The sequence below is a fragment of the Pseudomonas sp. genome (genome assembly GCF_030150285.1).
Taxonomy (GTDB): domain Bacteria; phylum Pseudomonadota; class Gammaproteobacteria; order Pseudomonadales; family Pseudomonadaceae; genus Aquipseudomonas.
In genome coordinates this window covers 14,044-40,727 of the sequence record NZ_JASLGE010000043.1, presented here as the reverse complement: position 1 = coordinate 40,727, position 26,684 = coordinate 14,044, and the positions used below count along the sequence as shown (strand labels likewise).

Sequence of the window (26,684 nt, the reverse complement as noted above, 5' to 3'; positions counted from 1 at the left end):
GAGAATCGTGGGTCGCGCCACAGAACAATATTCAATCTATAACGCGACCCACACACTTACAAGTAAACCAATTCAATCGTGGTCAAGCCGTTCAACTGGACGGCCTTATCAACCTTAAGTTCATCAGTATTGTTCAGATACGCCTGGACTGCCAACTTGCCAGTGAGGTCTTTAATTGCACCTGGATTAGCGCCAGGTGAAGCCGACCATGAGTAAATAGGGTGGGTGACTGTATTCATAAATAAAGAAACAATATCACCTCCAGTGACGCCCCAGTCGCGACCTGTCCCATCATGATTTATTTTGACTGTCAAACCCTGACCGTCCGCTGACAACCCTGAGGCAACCAGACCAACAGCATACCCACCAATATTTTTATCGCCCTCATCAACACCCAAACCGACGATTTGTGGTCTTGCCATACCCAAAAGATCAACTGGAGATTTTTGACTGCCATCTGTAACCACAGAGCTCCCACCCGCTACCGTGCCTGGCTGGCCATTAATCGCTTTAATAGCCACTTTAACCGGCGCATCGCAGTTAATCGCGAAGTCCACTTCTTTTTTATCCAGTACGGTGTAATCAGTCGCACTCAACTGTTCCGCCGTCACATTGCCATAATTCATCTCGCCCGTAATGCTAGGCGTGCACGCCGCCGGGATGATAGTGCCTTTAACTGCCAACTCAACACTCTCAGCCAGAGCAGGCATTGAAGTGGCCGCCAACATCGCCAATGCACAGGCCGAGAGTGTCAGATTTTTTTTCATGGAACCGTTAAATTTGCCTTTCATGATCGTTTACCTTATTCATAATTGCGTGGATGAGAACTTAGGTTGTTTGCAACATGCGGCGAACTTTACCTACAAACACCTACAGCAAACATCAAACTAACCCTACGCATTAGTAAGGATAGGCTTAGAGAGCTGTAGGAATACACCTACAGATAGTTGGCGGCTTTAAATAGCGACTACCGCTTAGGCGTCCACTCTAGGCCCGCCCCCTGCTTGCGCACCTCTGACCACCCAAGCACGCACTCGCCGGCGAGACAGATGCGTACCATTCTCAACAACCCTGTCCATTTCGTTTATTTGCGCAAAAAAGCCCCCCAGCCATTAGTCCGACAGGCCTGCAATGGATTAAAGTATCGCCCCCAGCCCCGGCATAATTCTTACGCCCAAGGTCTCCTTTTTAGGACAGTCATCGATGGAACATCGTGAAGCGCTGCTCGCGCTGCGAACCTTTCTCTCAACGCAGATTCTCGGTCAGGAAAAACTCATCGACCGCCTGCTGATTGCCTTGCTGGCCGACGGCCATATGCTGGTGGAGGGCGCGCCCGGGTTGGCCAAGACCAAAGCCATTAAAGAATTGGCCGAAGGGATAGAAGCGCAGTTCCATCGCATTCAGTTCACCCCCGACCTGTTACCAGCCGACATCACCGGTACCGAAATTTACCGCCCCGAAACCGGCAGCTTTGTGTTCCAGCAGGGGCCGATCTTCCACAACCTGGTGTTGGCGGACGAAATCAACCGTGCTCCGGCCAAGGTGCAGTCCGCTTTGCTGGAAGCGATGGCCGAGCGCCAGGTCAGTGTCGGGCGCAGCACCTATGAGCTGTCGCCGCTGTTTTTGGTGATGGCCACGCAAAACCCGATTGAGCAGGAAGGGACCTACCCACTACCCGAAGCCCAGCTCGACCGGTTTTTGATGCACGTTAAAATCGGCTTCCCCGACGCAGCGGTTGAGCGGCGCATTCTGCAACAGGCCCGTGGCGAAGCCCTTAATGGCGAAACCAAACCCGAACGCCGGGTCAGCCAGCAGGCGATTTTTGCGGCGCGCAAGGAAATCCTCGGGCTATACATGGCCGATGCCGTGGAGGAATACCTGGTGCAACTGATCATGGCCACCCGCACCCCGGGTAAATTCGACCCCGAAATGGCCGACTGGATTGCCTACGGGGCCAGCCCGCGCGGCTCGATTGCTCTGGACCGTTGCGCTCGCGCCCATGCTTGGCTGGCCGGCCGTGATTTCGTCAGCCCCGAAGACATTCAGGCGGTGCTGTTCGATGTGTTGCGCCACCGGATCATTTTGTCGTTCGAAGCCGAAGCCGCCGGGATCGACCAGGACCGCGTGGTGCAGCGCATCCTCGATGTCGTGGCCGTTGCCTGACCGATGACCACCCCCTTGCCCGCCGAACCCGGTATCCGCGTCACCCTCGCCGAACTGATCGAGATGCGCCATCGGGTGCGCGAAGTGCAATTATTTTCCTCGCCCGGCCAGCGCAGCCCGCTGGTGGGCTTGCACCACTCAAAACTGCGCGGGCGCGGGGTCGATTTCGATCAGGTGCGGGTGTACCAGGCCGGGGACGATGTACGCACCATCGATTGGCGGGTGACGGCGCGCACCCAGGAACCGCACACCAAGCTGTTTCATGAAGAACGCGAGCGGCCGATTTTCATCTTGGCCGAGCAAAGCCGCCGGTTGTTTTTTGGTTCGGGCCTGATGTTTAAATCGGTGCTGGCCGCCCAGGCGGCCAGCCTGATCGGCTGGGCGGCGTTGGGCCATAACGACCGTGTCGGCGGGTTGGTGTACGGCGACCATGAGCATTACGAGATTAAACCCCGGCGCAGTAAACAAAGCCTGCTGCAACTGCTCAACCGGCTGGTAAGGGTTAACCAGTCGCTGCACACCGAAGTGCAGTCCGACCGCGATGCGCTGGGCATGGCCCTGATTCGGGCCCGTGAAGTGCTGCGCCCCGGCAGCCTGGTGATCGTCATCTGCGATGAACGGGCCCTGACCGATGCCGCCGAGCAACAACTGAGCCTGCTGTCCCGTCACTGCGACCTGATCCTGCTACCGCTGTCCGATCCCCTGGACCACGCCTTGCCCGCCGCCGGGCTGTTGCGTTTTGCCGAACGCGGTGCCCAACTGGAACTGGACACGCTCAGCTATGATGTGCGCCAGGCCTACCGCGCCCAGGCGGAGGCACGTATTGCCCGCTGGGAGCTTCTGGCGCAAAAATTACGGGTGCTGTTGATGCCCCTCAGCACCCAAAGCGAAATGATCGAACAACTGCGTGAATACCTGAACGCCAAACGTCCCGGCAAACCGCTATGAAAGGCCTTGAGCACTTGCACCCGCTGATTGACCCTCCCGCCATTGGGATATGGCCGTTCGCACCGGGCTGGTGGCTGCTGCTGGTACTGATCCCCGCCGTGGTTGGCGGCCTGTGGTGGCTGCGCCGTTACCTGCCGGGCCGCCAATCGCCAGAGCCCGTCGAGCAGCCGCTGGACCCGGTGCGCATGGCCGCCCTCGAAGAACTCGCGCGCTTTGCCAAACCCTACGACGGCGCACACGCCGGGGCCTGGCTGCAGCAACTCAACGGCTTGCTCAAGCGCCTGTGCCGCAACCATTACCCCTACAGCCAGAGCCACACGCTCAATGGCCGCAAATGGCTGGCGTTTCTGGACAACCGCTGCCCGGCCGCCGGGCTGACCCGCTGGATGGTGCTGGTCGAAGGCGCTTACAAACCCGAGTGCACACTCGATGACAAGGCCATCGCCGGGCTCAACCAGGCGGTAGAGATCTGGATTCGCAAACATGTTTGAGTTCGCCTGGCCCTGGCTCTTCGCCCTGCTACCACTGCCGTGGTTGATGCGGCGCATCCTGCCGCCCGCCGACAGTGGCGAAGCCGCGCTGAAGGTCAGCTTTTTAGCCGACCTTGAAGAGCTGGCCCGGCGCAAGGCCCGCAGCACGCTGCCCTCCTGGCGCCAGCAAGCGCCGTACTGGTTGCTCTGGTTGCTGCTGTTAACGGCCGCCGCTCGCCCGCAATGGCTCGGTGAACCGCTGCCGATTGCCGCCAGTGGCCGCGACCTGCTGGTGGCGGTGGATGTGTCGGGCTCCATGGATTTCCCGGACATGCACTGGCAAAACGAAGACCTGTCCCGCCTTGACCTGGTGAAAACCCTGCTCGGGGACTTTCTGGAAAACCGTGAAGGTGACCGCGTGGGCTTGATCCTGTTCGGCAGCCAGGCGTACCTGCAATCACCGCTCACTTTCGACCGCCACACCGTGCGTACCTGGCTCGACGAAGCGCGCATCGGTATTGCCGGCAAGAACACGGCCATTGGCGACGCCATCGGCCTGGCCCTGAAACGCCTGCGCCAACGCCCGGCGCAAAGTCGCGTGCTGATTCTGGTCACGGACGGCGCGAACAATGGCGGCCAGATCGCCCCGTTGACCGCCGCCCGGCTGGCAGCCGAGGAAGGCGTGCGGATCTACCCGATCGGCATTGGTGCCGACCCCCAGGACAGCAGCGCCCAAGGCGTGTTCGGCCTCAACCCCGGCGTGGATCTGGATGAAGCCGAACTACAGAACATTGCCCAGATCACCCGCGGCCAGTATTTCCGCGCCCGTGATGGTCAGGAACTGGCCGCGATCAAAGACACCCTCGACCAACTCGAACCCGTGGCTCAGCAACCCACCCAGGCGCGCCCTACGCGCGCGCTCTACTCCTGGCCACTGGCAGGTGCCCTGCTGCTGAGCGTGCTGCTGGTCATCCGCGAACGCTGGCCCAACCACCCGCTGCGCCATTGGCTGAGCAAGGAGCACGTCGTGCAACAACACACCCACTGGCGCAGCCGACTCAAACGCCTGCGCCTGCGGACACGCCGATGAACGCGCTGTGGCCCCACGCGTTGCGCCCCGAGTGGCTGCTGGCCCTGCCGCTGCTCAGCGTATTGCTGTGGAAACTCTGGCACCGCAAAAAGCGCATCGGGCGCTGGCAGATGATCCTGCCCAAAGCGTTTCATCAGGCCTTGCTCAGCGCCGGCGACAGCCGTGACCGCAAGTCGCCGTGGGTGCTGCTGGGGCTGGCCTGGCTGCTGGCCGTGCTGGCACTGACCGGGCCGAGCTGGCAACGCCTTGAACAGGTCAGCCAAAAACCCGTCGATCCGCTGGTGGTGATGCTGCAACTCACCCCCGACATGCTCGCCACCGACACCTCGCCCAACCGCTTGGAGCAGGCCCGGCGCAAGCTGTACGACCTGTTGCAAAGCCGCGCCGATGCGCAAACGGCCGTGATCGTGTACGCCGGCAGCGCCCACACGCTGGTGCCGCTGTCCGACGACCTGGCCACCAGCCGTAACCTGCTCGAAGCCCTCAAGCCCTCGATCATGCCGCAGCCGGGCCATCGCGCTGACCTCGCGGTGGCCAAAGCCGTTGAACTGCTGGATCAGGGTGCCTTGGGGCAAGGCCGCTTGCTGTTGATTACCTCAGCGCTGTCCGAACAAGAACGCAACGGCATCCGCGAGGCCTTGAGCGGCCACGCGCCGCAACTGCTGATGCTCGGCGTCGGCAGCCGTGAAGGGGCGCCGGTCATGGACGAAAGCGGCCAACTGCTCAAGGACGAACAGGGCGCAATTTTGTTGCCGCGCCTCGACAGCCCCAGCCTGCGGGCCTTCGCCCGGGACGTAAACGGTCGCTATCGTCAGGCGCGGCTCGATGACAACGACTTGCGCGGCCTGGGCCTGCTGGAAGGGCCTTCGCGGGTGCGGGAAGACGGCCAGACCCTGCGCCTCGACACATGGGCCGATCAGGGTTACTGGTTGCTGCTGCCCCTGTTGCTGCTGGCCGCGTGTGCCGGGCGCCGGGGCTGGCTGTTCTGTTTACCGCTATTGTTTATGTTGCCCCAACCCAGCTATGCCCTGAGCTTCACCGACCTCTGGCTGCGCCCCGACCAACAGGGCCAGCGTTTGCTGGAACAAAAAAAACCGCTGCAAGCGGCACAGCACTTTGAAGACGTGCAGTGGCAAGGTATTGCGCTCTACCAGACGGGCGACTATGCCGGTGCCGCCCAGCGCTTCGCCGAAGCCAACACCGCCAGCGCCCACTACAACCGCGGCAACGCCCTGGCCATGAACGGTGAACTCGAAGCCGCCATCGATGCCTACGAGCAAGCCCTGGAACGGCAACCGGACCTGCAGGTAGCCGCACACAACAAAGCCTTGGTCGAGCAGTTGCTTGAACAGCAACGCGTCGACAACACCCCCGAGCCGCCCGCCAACACCGACGCCAACCCGCCTGACGAGCCCGAGCCGTCCATCAGCACCGGCACCAGCAGCGCCAGCGGCGAGCAGCAACCCCAGGAACACAGTGCGACGGCCACCGACCCCGCCGCACAGGCCGGCAGCGACGACGCACCCCAACCGTCACCGCACACCGCCGAGCCGGGTGACGAACCCGATGAACCCACCACCGCGCCGCCTGCGGCCACGTCCGACACCCTCGATGACGAACACCGCCAGGCGCTGGAACAATGGCTCAGACAGATCCCTGACAACCCCAGCGAACTGTTGCGACGCAAATTCTGGTACGAACAACAGCAGCATCAGGACACGCCCCAATGAACCGCATCTGCGCCCTGCTTCTCTTGCTATGCAGCTGGTCCTTGAGCGCCCATGGCGAAGGCCTGGTGGCCAGTGTCGACCGCGATCAGCTCAACCTGGGCGAAACCCTGGAACTGACTCTGGAGTCCACCGACGCCACGCAATTTGGCAAACCGGACCTGGCCCCACTGGACAACCTGTTTGAAGTGCGCGGCACCCGCCAGGTCAACCAGCTCACCAACCTCAGTGACAGTAATAAAGCCGGCACCCGCTGGATCATCACCCTGCAACCCCGGAAAACCGGCACGCTGACGTTGCCGCCGTTGCAAGTGGGCGACTCTCGCAGCCTGCCGATCACGCTGACCGTCACCCAAGGTGCCACCAGCGACAGCGAGTTGGCCCCGATTTTCAGCGAAGTCAGCCTTGATCAGCCCAGCGTGTACGTCCAGGCCCAGGCCATTCTGACCCTGCGCCTCTACCACTCAGTGGCACTCTACGACGACAGCAGCCTGACCCCGATGCACGTGCCCGACGCCCTCGTTGAGCAACTGGGCGAGCCGCGCACCTACGAGAAAATGATCAACGGCGTGCGCCACGGCGTGATTGAAGTGCGCTATGGCGTGTACCCGCAGCACAGCGGCGAACTGGTCATCCCGGCGCAAACCTTCAGCGCCACCCAAGTCGACAGCCAACCCGCCAGCACCCCGGCCCCGCTGGGCCCCAAACCCGGCAAACTGGTGCACATCAGCTCCACCGAGGTCACCCTCAACGTCAAGCCCAAACCGGAGAACTACCCGGCCACCGCGCCGTGGTTGCCGGCCCGCAGCTTGAGCCTCAGCGAAACCTGGAACCCCGAGCCTGACCATTGCCAGGTCGGAGATTCGCTGACCCGCACCCTCACGCTCAAGGCCGAAGGCCTGTCCAGCGCGCAATTGCCGGCCCTGCCCGCCACCGACGTCAACAGCTTGCGGCGCTACCCCGACATGCCACAACTGAGCAACCAGATCACCGAGAACGGTTTGATTGGCAGCCGCGAAGAACGCGAAGCCCTGGTGCCTACGCGCGTCGGCCAAGTCGAGCTGCCCGCCGTGGAAGTGGTGTGGTGGAACACCCATGTCGACCGCCTGGAGCGCACTTACTTGCCCGCGCGCACGTTGCAGGTGGCGGCCAACCCGAATCAGGCCGTCGAAACACCGGTCAACGCCGCGTCCTCGTCGCTCACGGCCACCTCGCCGCTGTGGCTCTGGCAACTGAGCACCCTGTTTTTCGCCTGCACCACCCTGGCCGGTGTTGGCCTGTGGTGGCGCGCCCGCCGGCAACCGGCCATTTTGCGTGCAGCACAAACCGGACCCAGCCCGCGCAGCCTGCTCGATGACCTCAAACGTGCGTGCCTGGCCAACGACCCCCAGGCCACTCGCCAGGCGCTGGACGCCTGGGCCCGGCAACAACCGGAAACCCTGGCGGACATGGCCGCCCGCTTTGTACTGCTTTCGGACGCCCTCGACGGGCTCAATGGCGCGCTGTACAGCGAAACCGGCCAGTACTGGCAAGGTGAAGAACTGTGGAAAGCCATCGGCAGCATCCCGGCCACCGAACGCGAACAAGAGACAGGCAGTGAGCCCAGCAGCCTGCCGCCGCTCTACCCTAAATAATTTCTACCCTGTAGGAGCAGCCGGTCGACGCTCGATTGCTCGCGATTTTTTAAAGATCAAAATATCAAAAGATCGCGAGCGAGCTCGCTCCTACAGGGTCAAACACTTTACGGACTCTCTCATGCGCCTGTTTCACACTTCCGACTGGCACCTGGGGCAAAGCCTCCATGGCCAGGAACGCGACTTCGAACACGCCTGTTTCCTGGCCTGGCTGCTCGCCCAACTGGCCAGTGAACGCCCGGACGTTCTGCTGATTGCCGGGGACATCTTCGACACCGTCAACCCCTCGGTCAAAGCCCAGGAACGCCTGTACGACTTTATCGTCAGCGCCCACGAGCAACACCCCGCACTGACCATCGTGATGATCGCCGGCAACCACGACTCGGGGTCGCGCATCGAACTGCCCGCACCGTTGATGCGCCGCTTGCGGGCCCATGCACTGGGCCGGGTGCTGTGGCTCGACGATGGGCAACTGGACGCCGAACGCCTGCTGATCCCCTTGCCTGACGCCAGCGGTGCCATCGCCGCCTGGTGCCTGGCACTGCCCTTCTTGCGCCCCGCCGAAGTCACTGGCGCGCACCTGGGCGATGACTACCTGCGCGGCATTGGCCAGGTGCATGAATGGCTGATCGCGGCAGCCACTGCCAAGCGCCAGCCCGGCCAGGCGCTGATTGCCATCAGCCACGCCCATATGGCGGGCGGTTCCGTCTCAGAAGACTCCGAGCGCAGCCTGATCATCGGCAACGCCGAAGCCCTGCCCGCCAGCCTGTTCGGCCCCAGCATCAGCTATGTGGCGCTGGGGCATTTGCACAAGCCGCAGCGGGTCAACAGTGAAGAGCGCATCCGCTATTGCGGCTCACCGATCCCGCTGTCGTTCTCCGAAATCGGCTACGTGCACCAGATTCTCGACGTGCGGCTGGACGGCGAAACCCTGGTCAGCGTCGAGCCACGCGTGATTCCTCGCGCCGTCAACCTGCAACGCATGGGCCCGGCACCGCTGGCGGCGATCCTTGAGCAAGTGGCCGAGTTGCCCGACGTCGACCTGCTGGCTGACACCCAGCGCCAGCCATGGCTTGAAGTGCGCGTGGTGCTGGACGAGCCGCAACCCGACCTGCGCCAGCAAATCGAGACGGCCCTGCAAGGCAAGTCGGTGCGGCTGGTGCGCATCAGCGCCGAATACGCCGGGGCGGGCCGCAGCGCGAGCGATGACGGCAGTGCCGGGCTGATCGAACTCGACCAGTTGACCCCCCAGGAACTGTTCAGCCGCGCCTGGCTGGACAGCTACGGCAGCGAAGCCTGCGAACAAACGCTCCAGGACTTTGCCGTGCTGGTGCAAGACGTGCAGTTGGAAGGTGAACAGCCATGAAAATCCTCGCCATTCGCCTGAAAAACCTTGCCTCGCTGGCCGGCCCCTTTGAGCTGGACTTCACCGCCGAGCCGCTGGCCAGTGCCGGGTTGTTTGCCATTACCGGGCCGACCGGTGCCGGTAAAAGCACCTTGCTTGACGCCCTGTGCCTGGCACTGTTCGGGGCCGTACCGCGCCTGAACAACACCGGCCGTGACGCCAAGGTGCCGGATGCCGACGGTGAAATCGCCACCGGCGACCCGCGCACCCTGCTGCGCCGAGGCACCGGCGAAGGCTTTGCCGAAGTCGACTTCCTGGGCATCGACGGCCGTCGTTACCGCGCCCGCTGGGAGGCCAATCGCGCCCGTGAAAAAGCCACCGGCAAGCTTCAGGCCAGCCGCCAGAGCCTGCGCGACCTGGACAGCGACCAACTGCTGGCCAGCCAGAAAGGCGACTACAAAGTCCAGCTCGAAGCGCGCCTGGGGCTGAACTTCGAACAGTTCACCCGGGCGGTGATGCTCGCCCAAAGCGAGTTCAGCGCCTTTCTCAAGGCCGACGACAACGAACGCAGCGAACTGCTGGAAAAGCTCACCGACACCGCACTCTATACGCGCCTGGGCAAGCGCGCGTTCGACAAGGCCAAAGAGGCCAAGGAAGCCCACAAGCTGTTGCAAGACCAGGCGGTAGGGCTCACGCCGCTGGAACCCGAGGCCCGTGCCGAGCTGGACCAGCAGCACGCCCAGGCCCAACAGCACCTTAAACAGCAACAGGTGCAGCTCAAGCAACTGGAACAGCAGCACACCTGGCTCAAGGCCCTGCACGAATTACAGGCGCAACAGCTCAGTGCCGCCGAGCAGCTGCAACAGGCGCAAAACCATTGGCAGGCCGAGGCCGAGCCGCGTGAAACCCTCGACCTGCTGGAGCAACTGGCCCCACAGCGCCATCAGTTCGCCCGGCTGGCCGAGCTGGACGCGCAACGGACGCCGCTGGCCGAGCAGATTGCAGCGCAAACCCGCCAGCACGCCGACCTGACCCAGCGCCAAAGCCATCTGCAACAGGCGCTTGAAGCGGCAGAACAGGCTGCCAGCCAGGCGCAAGCGCAACAACGCGACAACGCCCCGCGCCTGCAACAGGCCCATCTGGAACAGGCCACCCTCACACGCCTGAATGACACACTCAGCCAACAGCAGGCGCTCAAGCAGCACGCCGAACAGGCGTGCCGTGACGGCCAGCAGGCGCTGAACACCCTGATCGAACGCCAACAACACGGCACGGCGCAGCTCGCGGCCTTGGCCACGCAGTTGGAACAGAGCCACGCACTGGCCCCCTTGGCCGGGGCCTGGGACGCTTACCGTTCACGGCTGCAACAGCTCGTGCGCCTGAGCAACACCCTTCACACCGGCCAGCAGGAGTTGCCCGCCCTTGAGCAGCGCGCCGCCGAAGCCGCGCAACAGCTCAACGCTCTGCGCAACACCCTGGAAATTCTGTTCCAGGAGGCTCAGGCCGAACCCCAGGCCATCAACGAACAAGTGCAAACCTTGGCCAGCCTGCTCACTGCCAACCGCCAGCAGCAGCGCGCCTTCGAAGACCTGCAACGCCTGTGCGCCAGCCAGCAGGCGCTGGACACCCGCCTGCAAGACGTGCAACACAAACAGCTCAGTGTTCAGCAGGAGCGCGAGCGCCTCAGCCAACAAGGCATTCAGACCAAAGCCCGGCTGGAACGGGCCGAACAGGCGCTGCACACCACTCGCCAATTGCTGGAACGCCAGCGGCTGGCGCGCAGCGCCAGTGTTGAAGAACTGCGCGGGCAGTTGCTGGACGAGCAGCCGTGCCCGGTCTGCGGCAGCCACGAGCACCCGTACCACCAGCCCGAAGCGCTGCTGCACAGCCTCGGCCGTCATGACGAACAGGAAGAAGCCAACGCCCGCCAGGAGGTCGATGGGCTCAAGGAAACCCTGACGCAATTACGTGAAAAAGTCGGCGGGCTGATTGCCCAGCAAAAAGAATTTTTGCAGCAACACGAGCACCTCCATCAAGAGCAGCAGGCGTTGGTGCCGCACCTTGAAGCGCACCCGCGCTTCACCGAGTGGCAAGCCCAGGCCCCGGCCCAGCGCGAATCATGGCTGAACCAGCGCCTGAGCCAATTGCAGCACAGCATCAGCCAGGACGAAGCGCGCCAGAACGTGCTGCTCGACCTGCAAAAAGAAGCCGCCGGCCTGCAACAGCACATCCAGCGCAGCACCGACACCCACCAGCAGGCCACTCGCCAATTGGCCGAGCAACAGGTGCACCTCAAGGCCGATGCTCAGCAACTCAAAGAGCAGCAGGACGCGTTTGAGGGCCTGTTGCCCGCGACCACCTTTGCGGCCCTGTGCGACACGCCCTCCGCCTGTTTCATGGCCCTGGATCAACAGGTCAGCCAGCGCCTGACGCAGTTGGAACAGCAGCGTGACGAACAGGCCGAGCACACTGAACGCGCCCAGAAAATCGAGCGCGAAACAGACCGGCAGGCCCACCACCTGCAACAACGGGACAGCCTGCACCAGCAGGTGGCCGAATCAGCCACCCAGCAACAGGCCTGCGAGCAAAGCCTCAAAAGCCTGCTCGGTGACTACGCCAGCGCAGAGGTCTGGCAGCAGCAGCTTGAACAGGCCGTCGAACACACCCGCCTCGCCCAGGCTCAGGCCAGCGAAGCGCTCCAGGCCACCGCGAGCCAGTTGATTCAACTGGCCGCCGAACTCAAGGCGCAACAGACGCGGCTGCATACGCTGCAACAGGAACACGCCACGTTAAGCGCACAGGTTGCCGGGTGGCGGGCGCAGCATCCCGGGCTGGACGATCAGCGCTTGCAACACTTGCTCGGCCATGACGAAGCCCGCGTGCGCGAACTGCGCCAGACCTTGCAGGCCAGTGAAAAAGCCGTCGAGCAAGCCCGTGTTTTGTTGCACGAACGCGAGCAGCGCCTGCAACAGCATCAGGCCCAGGCCAACGGCAACCTCGACAGCGACGCCCTCGAAGCCGCCCTGTTGGAGGTCCACGGGCAACTGGCGGCCAGCGAACAGCACAGCGCCGAACTGCGTGCTCGCCAGCGTGAAGATGAACGCCGCCAACAGGCCAACCAGGCCCTGAGCCTACGCATCCACCAGGCCAACGACGAATGGCAGCGATGGGCACGGCTCAGCGACCTGATCGGGTCAGGCACGGGGGATAAATTCCGCAAAATCGCCCAGGCCTACAACCTCGACCTGCTGGTGCACCACGCCAACGCCCAGTTGCGCCAACTGGTGCGCCGCTACCGCCTCAAACGCGGCGGCAGCCTGTTGGGGCTGCTGGTGATGGACACCGAAATGGGCGACGAACTGCGTTCCGTGCATTCACTGTCCGGCGGTGAAACCTTTTTGGTGTCGCTGGCCTTGGCCCTGGGGCTGGCGTCAATGGCCTCCAGCACGTTAAAAATCGAATCGCTGTTTATCGATGAAGGCTTCGGCAGCCTCGACCCTGAATCCCTGCAACTGGCGATGGACGCCCTCGACGGCCTGCAAGCCCAGGGCCGTAAAGTCGGCGTGATTTCCCATGTTCAGGAGATGCACGAACGCATCCCCGTGCAAATCCAGGTCAAGCGCCAGGGCAACGGGCTCAGCACCGTGGAAGTCAAATGACCGTGTGAGGGCCTGAAAAGCTCGCGAGCAAACTCGTGCCTACAGAGGGCTCATTCAGTTCCGAGGTTTATCACGGCGAATCCAGCCGTGGTAAAACGCCCTGTAGGAGCAGCCGATCGACGCTCGATTGCTCGCGATCTTTCAGCCTCGGGGTTTGCGCAGCATGCTGTCGAGCACGCCATCCCGGCGGACCCAGCCGTGGTACAGCGCAGCCGCCAGGTGCAGCAATACGGTAAAGAACAGTAAGTACGCCAAAAAGGTATGCGCCTGGCGCAAGCGGGCAAATACGCTGGCATTGGCGGGCACTATCGATGGCAATTGCAGGCTGTGGGTCAACATCACCGGGTCGCCGGCCGCCGAGATCATTGCCCACCCCACTAACGGCAAACTGAACATCAACCCGTACAACACACTATGCGACAGCTTGGCCCCCAGCACTTGAACCCAGGGCAAGTCGGCGGGCAGTGCGGGCTGCCGGGTGGTGAACCGCACGATCAGGCGAACCACCACCAGCAGCAGGATCGCAATGCCCAGCGGTTTGTGCAGGTTCAACAACCACGTATGGCGCTCGGAAACCGAGGCCGCCAGCCCCGCGCCGATAAACAGCATGGCAATCATCATCACGGCCATCAGCCAGTGCAGTAAACGCGCCACAGGGGCGAAATGCGAGGGGGAAGCGCTCATGGGCGGGGCTCCTGAGGTAGCTGATCAACTTCACGGGTACGGCGCTGGTATGAGCTGGCATAGGCCGCCGAGCGGGCCGCCAGCAATGGATCGTCCGAGCCTTCAATGCCGTCGGGCAAAATCAGGGGGTCGTAGTTGATGTCGCGGCAATCGCCGTTGTTCTGCGCGTGGGCACGCTGCACAACCAGGGTGCCCGCATTGATCACGGTGCGACCGTCCGGCCAGGCTTTGCTCGCGTCGCCGGTGGGGTCGCCCGGCTCGGCCAGGGTCAGGTTGAGTTGCCATTTCAATGGTCCCGCCGCCAACCGCCGAACCAGATCCTGCTGCAGGTAATCCGCATCGTTCGGGGCACCGGTACCGGCAGCGTCTTGCCCCTCGGGCACTACGCTCCAGCGCACGGCCTGACGTTGCCCCGCCGCATTCACCAGGTAAAAGGCGTTGATGCCGTTGTAGCGTTCGGTGGCGAAACTGGCGGACGGTTTGGCCGTTTTGACCCACTGTAAAAACGCGGCGGTTTCCGGGTGAGCGGCAAAGAACGCCGGCATGGCCGTGGGGTTGGGTTTGCCGGTGGCCGGGTCCGGTGCACCCGCCTGCAGCATTTGATAGAACGCCTCGGGCGTGCCCACCGGGAACACCGGCATGCTGTTCATACCCGTGCGCCATTGCTGGCCGTTAGCTTGGGTGAATCGCAGCGCCAGGCTGCGGATCGGCACACTGCTGTCCGGGGCATACGGGTTGCCACTGGGCAAAGCAAACCGCCCTTGCACGGGCGTGCGCCCCGGTTCGAACACTTGCGCGCGGGACAGGCTTTGCGCAGCGCCCGTGCTGTCAAAGTAACCGGCCACGCACAGGCCTTTGGCATGATTGCGTCGATAGCCCGGGTGCACGCCGTTGTTATGTTCCAGCGCATCGACCAGGGTTTTGGGGCGCAAGCGCTGTGAGTCCAGCGTGCCGTTGACGTAGTAAAACGCTGCGGCCAGTGCAGCGACCACCGCACCGATGCCCGCAAGCCGCCACATCACGCTGGCACGGCTCAACGCAGGCCTGGCGGGTCGTCCGGGCGGCAATTGATCTACCATATAACACTCCAGGGCCACAGGCCGTTTGGGGGATAGGCCAATAAGACGTAGCCCATCGAAGCTTATTCCCGGGTGGTTGCGATTATTTTTTCAGTCTTTTTTTTCGACCACCGGGAATAACCCGCCCGCCGGGTCGTCTGTAGATCAAACACCGACTGACCCACACCGTGCAGGGCACCATGACCTCATTTGACCAGCAACTGCGCGAACTCATCCCCAACCTGCGGCGCTTTGCCCTGTCGTTGACCCGCCACGCCAGCAACGCGGATGATCTGGTGCAAGCTTGCCTGGAACGTGCCCTCACCCACCTGGATAGCAAGCGGCCCGAGGGGGACTTGCGGGCGTGGTTGTTTGCCATTTTGTACCGCCAGTTTCTCGACCAGCACCGACGCTCCCGCCGCTATGCGCGGATGCTCGATTTCATCAGCGGGCGTGACGATACCCAACCTTCGGCCGAACGCACGGTGCTCGCCCAGTCGGCCCTCGCCGCGTTCGACCAGTTGAACACTGAACAACGGGCGCTGCTGCTGTGGGTGTCGGTCGAAGGCTTAAGCTACCAGCAAGTGGCCGATATTCTCGACGTGCCCATCGGCACGGTAATGTCGCGGCTGTCACGCGCGCGCCAGGCCCTGCGCCAACTCAGCGAAGGCGAAATCACCCGCCCCGCCCTGCGGAGACTCAAATGATCACCACACCGCCCAGTGAACGGGATTTGCATGCTTATATCGACCATGCCCTAAGCGACGCCGAGCGCCAGCAGGTTGAGCATTACTTGCACACACACCCTGAGGTCGCGGCTCAAGTGCAGGCCTGGCAACGTGACGCCCAAGCCTTGCGCGCCGCCCTGCACGACACCTTGCGACAGCCCGACAACCCGGCACTCGACCCGGCGGCCATCCGCCAGCGCCAACGTCGGCAAACCCATCGGCAATGGGCCACGGCGGCGGTGTTATTGATTGCCGTGAGCGTGGGGGGGCTGGGGGGCTGGCAGGCCCGGCAAATGACACTGCTGGCCAGCAACCTGCCCATGACCGATGCCCTGGTGGCGCACCGCATGTTTGCCGAACAGGGCGTATTGCCCGCGGACTACAACGTGACACAAGACACCACCATGCAAGCCTGGGTGGACCGCTACTTCAGCCGGGCCGAACGCTTGCCGGACTTGTCCGGTGCAGGGTTTCAGGCGGTCAGCAGCCGATTGCTGTCCACCGACCAAGGCCCGGCCGCCATGGTGCTGTACACCAACGCCAGCGGCGAACGCATCAGCTTTTACATCCGCCCACCGGGCCCGCAGAACAGCCTGCTGCCACGGGGCAGCCGCCGGGACGGCGACTTGCAGGCCGACTACTGGTCAGGCCCAGGCTACAACTACGCCATGGTCGGCCCGGCCGACGGGCCCGCCGCCCGCATAGTCGAAAGCAGCACAACCCTGTAGTCGCTGCCGAAGGCTGCGATAGGTTGCGCAGCAAGCGCAAACCTGAATCCCGGGTGTACCGCATGTACCGCATCGCCGGTTTCGCGACGACTGCGTGCCGCACGCAGCCTCGCAAAGCCCGTCATCGACTACACACCGGCAGTCGCATGGATGGCCCCCCTCACGCCCGCTTAATGAATAGCAGGTCTGACGGCGAATCCATTGGCAGGGTTTGCACGGTGTTGCCCAACAGGCCCGAAACCGGATCCCGTTCAATCACCACAATAGCGTTGCTCATCTGGTTGGCGACCAACAAGAACTTGCCATCGGGGCTCAGGGCAAATTCGCGAGGATGATCACCGTCCACCGAGCGGCGCTGAATTTGGGTCAATTCACCATTGCCCGGGTCGATAGCAAAGACCAGCAATTCATTGGCCTTGCCACGGTTGCTGACGTACAGGTACTTACCATCAGCCGACACATGCAACGCCCCCGCTGCACGGTTTTGCGCCGGTTGGCCCGCCGCCAGCTCCACAACCTGACGCTGTTTGAGCTGACCGTTTTCGACGTCGAACACAAACACTTGCGCGCTCATTTCTGCCGTCAGGTAGGCGTGCTTGCCGTCCGGGGCGAACAACAAGTGGCGCGGCCCACTGCCGGGCGGCAGGGCAACGGCGGGTGGCGTGGCGGGTACCAGGGGCTGCTCAGGGTTGGCCGCAGGGTCGTAGCGGTACACGAACACGGTGTCGGCACCCAGGTCGCTGGCGTACACAAACCGGCCGTCCGGGGAAGACACCACCGAATGCACATGCGAAGCCAATTGCCGCGCAGGGTTGACCAAGCTGCCGGCGTGACGGCTCACCTGCGTCACAGCTTGCAGTTGCCCTTCGGCGTTGATCGGCAGCACCACCAGGCTGCCACCCGGGTCAGTGTTAGCGCCGTAGTTGGCGACAAACAGGTAGCGCTCATCAGCGCTCAGGCTGGAATGGGTGGGCGACTCGCCTTGCGTGCCAACCTGGTTGATCAGGCTCAAATGCCCGGTTTCAGGGGCAATCGCCAGGCTGGTGGCCGCCCCCTTATCGGCATTTTCATTGAGCACAAACAACCGTTGCCGGTCTTTGCTCAAGGTCAGCCAGGAAGGGTTGGCCGCCTTGAACACTTGCCGCGGCGCAGGCGTGATATGCCCGGTGCGGGGGTCAAACTGCAGCCGGTAAAGGCCCTGGCTCTTGCCCTGGGTGTACGAGCCGACCAACAGGTCAAGTTCGTTGTCGGCCCACACCGGAGCCGACAACGCGCCAAAGCCGGAAGCCATCAACAAGGGCAACCATTTAAGCCTCAACCGCCACCTCTGTATCGTCGTCATCATTGCTCCCGCTGATTGCACTCAAGCACACCAGACGGTGCTCACCCGCGTCACCGTTCAGCACCCAGCTTTGCAGGCTGTCGTCAAACACCGCCGCATTCAGTTGCGCCGGGGTGAACACCCAACGCTTCTCAGCCCGCCCGTCCATGCATTTGATCAACAATTGCTGCTCATCCAGAGAAAAATCCCAGGCATGCAGCCCGTCAATCACCAGCATGTCGCTGGTTTGAAGGGCCATGGGCAAGGTCTGGCTTGAATCGTTCATTTATCAATCACCTGTTGGAAAGGCGTAATGATAGGCCATAAAGGCCATCAACCCTACGCCCGCCACCGACGTTTACCCCTCCAAAGGCCAAAAACGCTCATCGAGCATTTTTTCGCTGATTTTGCCGTAATGCACCGTCGCCGCTTGCCCCTTGGCAGCCAGGCTGGCCTGGCTGTCGTAACGCTGATTTTTGAATTTGAAATGGGCCGCCGTCGGCGATTTAACCGGCGTGCTGAGGTCGGGGTAATGCACATGCGCATACCACAACACCTGGTTCTTTTGAGTGCGCACCTCATATTCCTGAACCACATCCTGACGCTCGCCCTTCAAGGCCACACGCTGACCGATGCGTACCAGGTTGAGCTCGCCCTTGCTCAACAAAAACTCCACCACCGGTGTGGTGGGCGGCACCGACTTGAGAATCCAGAGAGCCTGTTCGCGTAACCGCGCGGCCCCCTCGTGCAAGCGCTTAAGCAAGGAACGCGGGGTGCCCGATTTGGGTTTCTCCACCACCGGCTCATCGGGAAAGGTGCGCTCAATTTCAGCGCTCAGCACGTCCAGTTTTTGCGCATCCTTTTCCAGGGTTTCTTCAAGCTCCAGCGGGTACCGGGAGATCTTTGAATAGGTTTTCACCAACCTTATTTTTTCGTCCAGCTTGCCCAGCAAGGTATTGCACTGCTCTCGAATAGTTACCAATGAACGACCCTCATGACGAGGCATGGGGGTTTGCACCTGCTCCCACACATCTTCAGGTGAGCGGGTGAATACCAGCTTGTGATTTTCGGGTTCAGGGGTTTGCGAACGACGCTCCACCGCCGAGATTGAAGCCATCACCTCAACAATTTCCGGGTCCTGCTCTGACGCCCGTGCACGGGCGACCCCAATCAGGACGCCTTGTTTGCGGGTGCGGATGATTCGCTGCGCAGTGCGCTGCGAGGAAGACGGCCTGGGCTGCTCTGGCAGCCACTCGTCATGCTCCCGGATCTCCTGAGCCAGTTGCTGCTGCACCGTGACGTTGAGCCGTTCGAGCACCTCGTTCAGGCTATGGTAATCAGCCATGTTCAATTGATCGCCCACCTCCAGTTGCAACAGGGCCAACGCGTCATGCGCCTTGGCATACCGCTCGCGCACACTTTCCAGAATCTCAATGCGCTCGCGATAGGTGAAAAGTGCCGTATCGGCCAACCTGGAGTGAGACTCTACGGTGTAACCCAAGGGGCCTGTAATGGCTCTCAAACGTTCCCAGACCTCACCGAACACCTGTGTGGGCACCAGGTCGCTGAGACTGCTGAGCACCATGTTCTGAAAGTCCATTTCCGTGCCCTCGCGATCTACGCCACTGGCGTCGGTAAAAAATTGCCCGACCACCTGCTCACTGGCCATTTTGGCCCCCACACGCGGCACATCCTTGAGTGCTTGAAGCGTGCGTTTGAGCGCTTGGAACTCTTCGACCTGCTGCAGTTGTATTTTCAATAACTCACGTTTGTAACCGATAAACAGCGCCGCGCCTTCAGCATCCAGCGCCAGGGGTCCGCTGGCGTTAAGTGTCGGGTGCAACTGCCTGAAGAGGCCGCCCGACACATTCAGCACAAACAGCACATTGGTCGACACCATGCACAATGAGCGGTAAAAAGCACCGAGAAGTTGGTGGTCCAACGGATCGGGTTTCAAGGCGTGGCGAGCCTGAACGCTGTCCAGGCCCACCCTGATATCCGCCTTGGCGCGGTCCAGTACGGTGCGTAAATACTTGAGCCGCAGTGATTTTTCCAAGTATGAAAAATTCTGACTGTTTTGGCCTTCTGTAGCTTCCAGGGCTCTGCCCAACTCTTCGACGATGCTGTCATTGGTCGCTTTTTCGCCCTCCACAAACGTTTTCAGCCTGCGTGTCAGTTCATCCACCTGACGATTACGTTGTGCAATCCGCTCATTCAGCGCCTGGCGGCGCTTGGGGCCGCCGCCGCGCAAGTACATGCCCGTGTCAAAGTCCCACTTGCCCCGCCCGTCACTGCGCAGCCAAGGCCCGGTATCCAGAGGGTTGTTGGGGTTGACCGCCACCACGCCTTCGTCTTCCAGGGACACCTGATAATCGAAGCCTCGTACCTGCGCGCACCACTTGCCACCCACCACATACAAGCCTTTTCGCTCACCGTGGGCGACAGGTTCGGTTTGGCCGATTTCAGGGCCGCGATTGCGATCCAGCCAGGTCAATTGAGCGGGCGTAAAGTCAATTCGCGGGTTGTTGAACCAGGTAAAATCCAGCGCGCTAAGGCCATTACCCACGGGGACATCCAGAAAATACACCGGCCCGGGCTTGACCTCGGCAGGCGGCACATTGTCATCAATTACGGGAGTATCTCCCGCAGTCTCCTGCCAGGGTGGTAGTTGCTCTTTCGAAACGCTGACCCCTGGCGATCGCTGCACGCCATGCAGCAGTACCAGCGCGATATTGAACAGCAGGTCGATGATGGCAGGCGCACGGCCCCGCTCGTCATCGCTTTCCAGAACATGAATGTCCTGGCGCACCGCCGTGAAGGTCAAAAACACCCACCCCAGCAGCGCCAGCGGCCCTTTGACCCACGGCGAACCCAACACGCTATTCAGCAGCAACCAGCCACCCGCCTTGAGACTGGCCCAGCGGCTCTCCACGTTCGAAACCGTTTGCCGGTCGGCCAGCACCAGCAACGCTTGGGCGGTACTGGCAAACAGTTGATGCTTAAAATCAGCGCTCAGCGGCTGGGTAAAAAACTGCGCTTGCGGAGGACGCTGCGCAAGGCGAAAGGCCCCCTCGATATAGTCATTTCTTACCGCATCGGGTAACCATTCCAGCACACTGTCGCGTAGCGTGCCGGCGTGCGTAAAGGCGCTCAGCATCTCTTGCACCGAGGCATATTCAATCAACGCCTCCTTGAACAGTGGCCGGTACAGTACACACCGCCCGTTCAACGGGTTGCCGGTGCCGATGACGAACATATTGGCCACGAAATCCGGGGCGCTGCCAGGGCGTTGCATAAAGCCCAACGGGCATATGTTCACATTCTGCCCGTCCAACACACGAAGCTCGGCAAGGGGCTGCATCAACGCCGCTACACAGCGGTGGCCCCAGTCCGTCAACCCGCCCTGCCCTTGCAGCTTCATTTCCAGCGCCAGTAAAGGCAATGACGCCCGTAACTGCTCGACGTACAAACCCTCGCGACGCAGGGCCTCGGCTTTATCGTCCAGCAACAGGCGACGAATCAATTGGGGGTAGGTGCCGCCGATATTGACGCGCACGATCAGAAGCCTGATGTACATCGGCGTAAGCCACCAGTCTTGAATCAGTTGGTTGTGCTTGTGCCGAATGGTCATATGGCCGCCCGGCCAGGCCACCAGGTTTTGCAGGGCCAGTTCCGTCAGGGTGTAGCTGACGGTATGCACCTGCCCCGCAGTACCAAACGGTCCGAAGGGCACCGCAAACTCGAGTACAAGGTCGTCGGGGTTGTACCCCGGCGCCAGCGGTTGGTCCCGACGCATCTGTTGGTGCAACTGTTGCGTGGCATAGGCGTGCACGTCGGGGATACCTTCGTTGAACGCACGTCCCCCCTCCTTGCGGTGAACATCGGCCAGGTCGATCAAATGCGAGCGATAGGCCTGGCGATCAACAGCATCCGCCGTCTGCAACCACTGGGGTAGTGCGTTGTAGAGTCGCGCCAAGGGCTCGGACATCAGCAGTTCATTGTCATCAACAAGTGCACTGGGGTCTGTCAGTTCCCGCAACTGGCGCTCCAACTGAACCAAAGTACGGGCATCGCTCGGCGCGGCCTTTGCCACGTCATCGAGACTTTCCACTTGGTTGTTGAGAATGATCCTGGCCTGGACCTGAAAGCAATGGCCTACCGGTTCATAGCGTTTGCAGGTCAGGGTTTTACCCGGGTAGCGGTGTGACAAAACCCCACCCAGCTCTAGCAGATACTCACTGAGCGAGGTAAAGGCCTCGACCTGCCCTGAAGGTTGGCACCGCAATAAGTGCTCCTGCCCGTTGACGGCATGCACGATCAGCAGATCTGGCAACAACTGGTTGACCGTTGAGTCGCCCGTTTCTACGACCAGTTGGGCAAAATACGCCTTGGGCTGCTCCTGATAGCGCCTCTGTCGTAGGCGTTCGGCCAGCAACGGCGTTCGGACCATGCCTCGCACCACTTCAACCTGGTTGGCACTCAGGCCGGGGCCGGTGTTAACTGTCGCCAACAAGGTGTCCGCCAGCCATTGTCCCAACCACAAGGTGCGGCTCCGATAGCCGGGCACAGGCTGGTTCCAGAAGTCCAGCAACGCCTGCTTAAATGACCAGACCCAGTGCTGCAACACCTGCCGCATCGCCCGTTCAACCGTAGGTATGTACAGGAATGAAGGGGTATGGGCGCTGAGTACTTCACCCTCGGCCAAACGCACCACATAGCATTGTGTTGGCTCGTAGTAGCTGTAATTCAACGGTGTGCCGACGGCGATATGCTCAAGCATGGCGTCCAGCAGCGGTACCGCGCGCAGTGCAGGCAAAGGCTTTTCATTGGAGTCAACGGCCCAGACGATCTGTAACTGCGCAACGCGAAGCTGCTCGAACAGGCCTGTAAAGTGCTGTCCAAGGGCCTTTTCCAGCGCATTGGCAATGACCACACGCAGCGTTGGGCGGCCATCGAATAGATGGGTAAGGCTGTGTTTAAGCAATTCAGTGCGGCCGAGGGACAACGGGGGGGCGACCGGAACAGTCATGAGCGGGTACCTGCACGTAGAAAAGTCGGTCGGTGCCAGTGCGCCAACCTTGTGCAGGTATCTAAAAATAAAAACCCGTGCGGGCTGCGGTACTCCGTTACCAACAGCCCGGACCTGGCTTACACCACGCGGTTAAGGGGGGGCTCGCCGCGCAGAACGCGGTGCAGATTGTCAGCCGCAGTGCGGGCCATCAACGCTCGCGCCTCAACGGTGGCCGAGCCAATATGCGGCAACGCACACACCTGCCTGAAGCCCGGTAACGGTGAGTCAGCGGGCAACGGCTCCTGGGCAAACACGTCCAGCCCCGCCGCTCGAATCCCTCCCCGTTGCAGCGTATCGATCAAGGCCGCCTCGTCCACCACCGGCCCACGGGACACGTTCAGAAAGATGCTCTGCTGACGCATCAAACCAAACTCACGGGCCCCGATCAGGTGACGGGTTGCATCGGATAACGGCACGCACACGCAAATGAAATCCGCCTCGGCCAGCAGTTGCTCCAGCGCCACCCGTTGCGCACCCAGCTCATGCTCCAGCGCCGGTTTGTCAGACTGGCCGCTGTAGATAATCGACATGCCAAAGCCGAACCGGGCACGCCGCGCAATCGCCGCGCCGATACGCCCCAGGCCAATAATGCCCAGCCGTTTGCCGTGCACATCGGTGCCGAACAGCGACTCCGGGATATTTTTCTCCTGCCACTGGCCGTTGCGCACCAGGTCGGCCATTTCCAGCGCGCGACGGGCTGCCATCATCAGCAGCAAGAACGCCGTATCGGCAGTGGTCTCGGTCACAGCGTCCGGGGTGTTGGTCAGGCAAATGCCGCGCTCACGCAGGTAATCCAGGTCGTAGTTGTCATACCCCGCCGACACACTGGCGATCACTTTGACCTTTGGCGCTTGTTCCAGCAGCGTGCGGTCCAGTTTCAGGCTCGCGCCCATCAGGGCATCAGCCTCGCCCAAGGCCGCAAAGAAACGCACTTCATCGGCCCCCAACGGGTCGGGGCAGTACGTCACGTGGTAGCGTTGCTCAAGCTCGGCCAACACCTGTGCCGAGGACACGCGGCTGAAAATCAACAGATGAGGTGTCATGCTTGCCTCCCTTGAAACAGTCATGGTTTTACCCGGTAGTAACGCGCCGGAATACCCCAGATCACCAGCGCCGTGGCCAGCAGGCAAACCATGCTCAGCACATACAAAGCCGGTGTGGCCGAGCCGCTAAGGTCCTTGATACGCCCCACCATAAAGGGCGCAATGATACCGCCCAACTGGCCCAGCGAGTTGATCAGGGCAATGCCGGCTGCGGCCGCCAAACCGGTGAGAAAGCGCGGCGGTATGGTCCAGAAAATCGGCATCCAGGCGATGATCCCGGTAAGCACCATGCTCATGCCGACCATCAAGGGCAGCAATTGCCCCGGGAACCAGGCGCACAACAGGTAACCGGCGGCGGTCAACAACGCGCAACCGGCCATGTGCCAGCGCCGCTCGCCGCGTTTGTCAGAACTGTTGCCAATCACCAGGTTGCCGGCCGCAGCGACCAAATACGGGATCATGGTCAGCAGGCCGATATCGAAGGTGTCTGCCACCCCGGCACTTTTAATCAGTTGCGGCATCCAGAACAGCAGCCCGGTCAGCGCCATGACCAGGCACAGGTAAATGGCCGACATCACGTAGGTGGTCGGGTGTTTCCAGATATCGGAAAACGCGCTGGACGACTCAGGCTTGGGCTCGCTGGCCATCCGCGCCAGCAGCACTTTTTTCTCTTCAACTGACAGCCACGGGGCGTCTTCGATGCGGTCGCTCAACAACCACAACACCACAAAGCCCAGCAGCACCGACGGCAGACCTTCCAGCAAAAACAGCCACTTCCAGCCTGCCATGCCGTACACCCCATCGAAGTGCCCGAGGATAAACCCGGCCAATGGGCCACCGACAATGCCGCACAGGCAAATGGAGCTTTTGAAATAGGCATTCACGCGTGCCCGGCGATTACCCGGGTACCACTGGGTGAAGTAAAACAGCACCCCCGGCACAAAGCCGGCTTCCATCACCCCGATCAAAAACCGCAGGGTGTAGAACCAGAACTCGCTGTCCACAAACATCATGCACGCCGAGGTAATGCCCCACGACACCATGATGCGGGCGATCCACATACGGGCACCGATCTTGTGCAGCAAGACGTTGCTGGGCACTTCAAACAGAAAATAGCCGACGAAAAACAGGCTGGCCCCCAGGCCATAGACGGTATCGCTGAACCCCAGATCACTCTGCATCTCCAATTTGGCGAAGCTGATATTGACCCGGTCCAGGTAGGCAAACAGAAAACACACGATAAACAGCGGAATGATCCGCCAGTTCACTTTGCGGTACAGCGCATCGTCCAGCGTGTCGGCGGGCGAGCGCGCAGGCGTAAGTGTTTCAGCAGTCATGGCGCACCTTTGATTATTGTTGTCAGGCGTTGCACAGAATGTGGCAGAGGCACGGCGGCCACCCATGCAGGCGGCCGCCGTTTACAGGCGGGTATCAGCCAATCGCGCGGTCAGATAACTGGCCGTCGATGAGGCGCTGCAGGCCCAATGGGTTGGCGTTCTTCAAGGCGTCCGGCAGCAGGCTGTCGGGGTAGTTCTGGAAGCACACCGGGCGCAGGAAGCGATCAATGGCCAAGGTGCCCACCGACGTGCCGCGCGCATCCGAAGTGGCCGGGTACGGGCCGCCATGCACCATCGAATCGCACACTTCCACGCCGGTCGGGTAACCGTTCAGCAGGATGCGGCCGACTTTCTGCTCCAGCAGCGGCGTCAGCTCGCTGAACTGCTGCAAGTCGTCCGGCTCGCCAATCACGGTGGCCGTGAGTTGGCCGTGCAAGCCGTTGAGGGCCGCGCTGAGTTGCGCCTGATCGGCCACTTCGATCACGACCGTGGTAGGGCCAAACACTTCTTCTTGCAGCACTTCATCGCCGTTCAGCAACAGGCTGACATCGGCTTTGAACAGTTGCGGCCGAGCCTGGTTGCCCTGCTGCGCCGTGCCGGCAACGTGCTCGATACGGGCGTGGGCCAGAAGTTTGTCCAGGCCTTTGCCGTAGCTGCGCAAGGTGCCCGCGTTGAGCATGGTTTGCGCCGGCTGATCGTTTATTTGCGCCGCCAGTTGCTGAACAAAGGCGCTGAACGCCGCTGAACGGATACCGATCACCAGCCCTGGGTTGGTGCAGAACTGCCCACACCCCTGCACCACCGAAGCGGCCAGTTCGCGGGCAATCGTCTCGCTGCGCGCGGCCAGAGCCTGAGGCAGGATGATCACCGGGTTGATGCTCGACATCTCGGCAAACACCGGAATCGGCTGCGGGCGCGCCGCGGCCATGTCGCACAGCGCGCGACCGCCATTGAGCGAGCCGGTAAAGCCCACGGCCTGGATCGCCGGGTGCTTGACCAACGCTTCACCCACACCCGCGCCATAAATCATGTTGAACACGCCTGCCGGCATGCCGGTGCGTTCGGCCGCGCGGACCAGCGCATTGGCCACCCATTCGGCAGTGGCCATATGGCCGCTGTGGGCCTTGAACACCACCGGGCAACCGGCCGCCAGCGCCGACGCGGTGTCGCCGCCCGCCGTGGAGAAGGCCAGCGGGAAGTTGCTGGCACCGAACACGGCAACCGGGCCCAGGCCAATGCGGTACTGGCGCAGGTCCGGGCGTGGCAGCGGCGCACGGTCCGGTAAGGCCTGATCGATGCGCGCGCCGTAAAAATCACCGCGACGCAGCACCTTGGCGAACAGGCGCATCTGGCCGCTGGTACGGCCGCGTTCGCCCTGGATACGCCCGGCTGGCAGTGCGGTTTCGCGGCACACCACGGCCACAAAGTCATCGCCCAGTGCGTCCAGCTCATCAGCAATGGCGTCAAGGAATTCAGCGCGGCGTGCAGCGCTCAGAGCGCGAAAGGCCGGGTACGCGGTCGCGGCCGCCAGCGCCGCGCGGTCCACTTCAGCCGGGGTGGCCTGGTGAAAGTCGTAGGCCAGCGTTTCGCCGGTGGTGGCGTCGACGCTCTTGACGATAACGCTGCCTTCGGCGCTGCGTTGGCCACCAATGTAGTTGTGACCGAGAATCTGAGTCAT

The 26,684-nt window shown here is 61.9% G+C and carries 19 protein-coding genes; 10 read left to right on the top strand and 9 right to left on the bottom strand.

What is annotated here, in order from left to right; all coding sequences use genetic code 11:
- Positions 1–56: 56 nt before the first annotated feature.
- Positions 57–791, bottom strand: coding sequence for a DUF1120 domain-containing protein (locus tag Q1W15_RS10045; protein ID WP_300727199.1), 735 nt, complete (start codon positions 789–791; stop codon positions 57–59).
- A gap of 412 nt (positions 792–1,203) precedes the next feature.
- Here Q1W15_RS10045 and Q1W15_RS10040 point away from each other — a divergent pair, with 412 nt between their 5' ends.
- From Q1W15_RS10040 to Q1W15_RS10005, 8 genes are all read left to right on the top strand, one after another.
- Positions 1,204–2,163: a MoxR family ATPase gene (locus Q1W15_RS10040; protein WP_048364979.1), complete on the top strand. Its 960-nt coding sequence runs from the start codon at positions 1,204–1,206 to the stop codon at positions 2,161–2,163.
- 3 nt (positions 2,164–2,166) lie between these two features.
- Positions 2,167–3,111, top strand: coding sequence for a DUF58 domain-containing protein (locus Q1W15_RS10035; RefSeq protein WP_300727189.1), 945 nt, complete (start codon positions 2,167–2,169; stop codon positions 3,109–3,111).
- On the top strand, positions 3,108–3,602 hold the full coding sequence (locus Q1W15_RS10030; RefSeq protein WP_300727186.1) for a DUF4381 domain-containing protein: 495 nt from the start codon (positions 3,108–3,110) through the stop codon (positions 3,600–3,602). The genes Q1W15_RS10035 and Q1W15_RS10030 overlap by 4 nt, the downstream gene beginning before the upstream one ends.
- Positions 3,595–4,671 carry a VWA domain-containing protein gene (locus Q1W15_RS10025; RefSeq protein WP_300727185.1) on the top strand — a complete coding sequence of 359 codons (1,077 nt, stop codon included), beginning with the start codon at positions 3,595–3,597 and terminating at the stop codon, positions 4,669–4,671. The genes Q1W15_RS10030 and Q1W15_RS10025 overlap by 8 nt, the downstream gene beginning before the upstream one ends.
- Positions 4,668–6,401 (top strand): VWA domain-containing protein, encoded by a 1,734-nt coding sequence (locus Q1W15_RS10020; protein WP_300727183.1) that lies wholly within the window; start codon positions 4,668–4,670, stop codon positions 6,399–6,401. Before Q1W15_RS10025 ends, Q1W15_RS10020 begins: the two co-directional genes overlap by 4 nt.
- Positions 6,398–8,032 (top strand): BatD family protein, encoded by a 1,635-nt coding sequence (locus tag Q1W15_RS10015; protein ID WP_300727181.1) that lies wholly within the window; start codon positions 6,398–6,400, stop codon positions 8,030–8,032. The genes Q1W15_RS10020 and Q1W15_RS10015 overlap by 4 nt, the downstream gene beginning before the upstream one ends.
- Before the next feature lie 121 nt (positions 8,033–8,153).
- Entirely contained in the window at positions 8,154–9,398 is a 1,245-nt protein-coding gene (locus Q1W15_RS10010) for an exonuclease SbcCD subunit D C-terminal domain-containing protein (protein WP_300727179.1), read from the top strand.
- Positions 9,395–13,036, top strand: a complete 3,642-nt coding sequence (locus Q1W15_RS10005; RefSeq protein WP_300727177.1) for an AAA family ATPase — start codon at positions 9,395–9,397, stop codon at positions 13,034–13,036. The genes Q1W15_RS10010 and Q1W15_RS10005 overlap by 4 nt, the downstream gene beginning before the upstream one ends.
- Before the next feature lie 141 nt (positions 13,037–13,177).
- On the opposite strand, the gene Q1W15_RS10000 is transcribed toward Q1W15_RS10005, so the two are convergent.
- Entirely contained in the window at positions 13,178–13,720 is a 543-nt protein-coding gene (locus Q1W15_RS10000; protein ID WP_300727175.1) for a cytochrome b/b6 domain-containing protein, read from the bottom strand.
- Positions 13,717–14,799: a catalase family peroxidase gene (locus Q1W15_RS09995; RefSeq protein ID WP_300727174.1), complete on the bottom strand. Its 1,083-nt coding sequence runs from the start codon at positions 14,797–14,799 to the stop codon at positions 13,717–13,719. Before Q1W15_RS09995 ends, Q1W15_RS10000 begins: the two co-directional genes overlap by 4 nt.
- A gap of 179 nt (positions 14,800–14,978) precedes the next feature.
- On the opposite strand from Q1W15_RS09995, the gene Q1W15_RS09990 reads away from it, so the two are divergent.
- Positions 14,979–15,485 (top strand): sigma-70 family RNA polymerase sigma factor, encoded by a 507-nt coding sequence (locus Q1W15_RS09990; RefSeq protein ID WP_300727172.1) that lies wholly within the window; start codon positions 14,979–14,981, stop codon positions 15,483–15,485.
- Positions 15,482–16,234, top strand: coding sequence for an anti-sigma factor (locus tag Q1W15_RS09985; protein ID WP_300727170.1), 753 nt, complete (start codon positions 15,482–15,484; stop codon positions 16,232–16,234). Before Q1W15_RS09990 ends, Q1W15_RS09985 begins: the two co-directional genes overlap by 4 nt.
- Before the next feature lie 160 nt (positions 16,235–16,394).
- Here the strand turns inward: Q1W15_RS09985 and Q1W15_RS09980 are convergent, their stop codons facing one another.
- The 6 genes from Q1W15_RS09980 to Q1W15_RS09955 form a co-directional block, all read right to left on the bottom strand.
- Positions 16,395–17,576: a lactonase family protein gene (locus Q1W15_RS09980; protein WP_300727168.1), complete on the bottom strand. Its 1,182-nt coding sequence runs from the start codon at positions 17,574–17,576 to the stop codon at positions 16,395–16,397.
- On the bottom strand, positions 17,542–17,841 hold the full coding sequence (locus Q1W15_RS09975; RefSeq protein WP_300727166.1) for a DUF5629 family protein: 300 nt from the start codon (positions 17,839–17,841) through the stop codon (positions 17,542–17,544). The genes Q1W15_RS09980 and Q1W15_RS09975 overlap by 35 nt, the downstream gene beginning before the upstream one ends.
- A gap of 72 nt (positions 17,842–17,913) precedes the next feature.
- Complete coding sequence (locus tag Q1W15_RS09970; RefSeq protein WP_300727164.1) at positions 17,914–22,584, bottom strand: DUF6543 domain-containing protein; 4,671 nt, start codon at positions 22,582–22,584, stop codon at positions 17,914–17,916.
- 119 nt (positions 22,585–22,703) lie between these two features.
- A complete protein-coding gene (locus tag Q1W15_RS09965; RefSeq protein WP_300727162.1) occupies positions 22,704–23,669 on the bottom strand; it encodes a D-glycerate dehydrogenase in 966 nt (321 codons plus the stop codon).
- A gap of 20 nt (positions 23,670–23,689) precedes the next feature.
- Positions 23,690–25,006, bottom strand: coding sequence for an MFS transporter (locus tag Q1W15_RS09960; RefSeq protein ID WP_300727160.1), 1,317 nt, complete (start codon positions 25,004–25,006; stop codon positions 23,690–23,692).
- Positions 25,007–25,100: 94 nt separating this feature from the next.
- On the bottom strand, positions 25,101–26,684 hold the full coding sequence (locus Q1W15_RS09955) for an aldehyde dehydrogenase (NADP(+)) (RefSeq protein ID WP_300727158.1): 1,584 nt from the start codon (positions 26,682–26,684) through the stop codon (positions 25,101–25,103).